Origin of the sequence: Streptomyces pathocidini (genome assembly GCF_001418495.1) — a bacterium.
In the GTDB taxonomy this organism is placed as follows: Bacteria; Actinomycetota; Actinomycetes; order Streptomycetales; family Streptomycetaceae; genus Streptomyces; species Streptomyces pathocidini.
On the sequence record NZ_LIQY01000696.1, the window covers coordinates 1 to 1,302 of the forward strand.

The 1,302-nt window shown below is 73.6% G+C and carries 2 protein-coding genes; one reads left to right on the top strand and one right to left on the bottom strand.

The genetic code is table 11. The features are described 5' to 3' along the window. The first annotated feature begins 68 nt into the window (after nucleotides 1–68). A complete protein-coding gene (locus AOK16_RS24565; protein ID WP_157859345.1) occupies nucleotides 69–452 on the top strand; it encodes a hypothetical protein in 384 nt (127 codons plus the stop codon). A 23-nt stretch (nucleotides 453–475) separates the two neighbouring features. On the opposite strand, the gene AOK16_RS24570 is transcribed toward AOK16_RS24565, so the two are convergent. Then, on the bottom strand, nucleotides 476–1,285 hold the full coding sequence (locus tag AOK16_RS24570; RefSeq protein WP_055474290.1) for an SDR family oxidoreductase: 810 nt from the start codon (nucleotides 1,283–1,285) through the stop codon (nucleotides 476–478). Nucleotides 1,286–1,302 lie beyond the last annotated feature (17 nt).

Consider the following 1,302-nt stretch of genomic DNA (forward strand, 5'->3'; position numbering starts at 1 on the left):
GCATGGAGGTTGCGAGGACTGCCGCGTCCTGTTCCGCTTCCGGGTTGCCCGGCTGCGGGGAGGGCCAAGTGACGGCCACCGGCGCCCTGTTGGCCGCGATCCCCGGCGCAACCCCCGGCGCAACCCCCGGCGTGACCCCTGACGCGGCTCCCGGCGAGGAGGCCGCGGCAGGGCTCGGCCAGGGAGCCGTCGGGCGCTCCGGCGGCTCGACCGCCGCCTCCGGCCAGAAGACCGCTGTGCCGGCCGGCGGGGGAGCGGTCCCCTCGGGCGCGGGCCTCGTTGCGGAGTCCGCCGCGAACCCGGGCGACTCCGTCGTCGCCGGCTCGCACTTCTCGGGGGTGCTGGATCGCCCCTCCCCGGAGGGGACGTCGTGCCTGGAGAGCATGCCGCAAAGTAGCGCGTCGCTACTGCCCGTGGTGGGCGATCACCCCACCCGTCCCTCACTCGGTTGAATTAGCGCTACAAACGGTCGCGTTCAGCCACGTCCGATGTACGGCATCGCCGTCGCCATCACCGTCGCGAACTGCACGTTCGCCTCCAGCGGGAGGGACGCCATGTGCAGCACCGTACGGGCGACGTCGGCCGCGTCCATGACCGGTTCCGGCGCCAGGCTCCCGTCCGCCTGGAGGGTCCCCGTCCGCATCCGCGCCGTCATCTCCGTCGCCGCGTTGCCGATGTCGATCTGCCCGCAGGCGATCCCGTACGCCCTGCCGTCCAGCGACAGCGACTTCGTCAGGCCGGTGACGGCGTGCTTGGTCGCGGTGTACGCGACGCTGCGGGGGCGCGGGGTGTGGGCCGAGATGGAGCCGTTGTTGATGATGCGGCCGCCGCGCGGATCCTGCTCCTTCATCAGCCGGAACGCGGCCTGCGCGCACAGGAACGCGCCGGTCAGGTTGGTGTCGACGACCGACCGCCAGTCCTCGTAGGAGAGCTCGTCCAGGGGTACGGCCGGGCCGAAGCCGCCCGCGTTGTTGAACAGCAGGTCCACCCGACCGAACCGCTGCCGTACCGCTCGGAACAGGGCGGCCACGTCCTCGGGCCGCGTGACGTCCGTCCGTACGGGCAGTGCGGGCGCACCTTCGAGCACCGCCGCGCCTTCGAGTCCCCCCGCGTCCTCGCGCGCCAGCCGCGCCGTCTCCTCCAGCGCCTCCGTGCGGCGGCCCGCGAGCGCCACCGACCAGCCCGCCCGGGCGAGTTCGAGCGCCACCGCCCGGCCGATGCCCGAGCCCGCCCCGGTGACCACCGCGACCTTCGGCGGCTCCCTGTCGATGTCGATCTCCGTCATACGGCGCAGCGTACGCG

Coding starts and splice junctions, on each gene's coding strand:
- AOK16_RS24570 (WP_055474290.1), bottom strand. CDS start 1,285: ATGACGGAGATCGACATCGACAGGGAGCCGCCGAAGGTCGCGGTGGTC.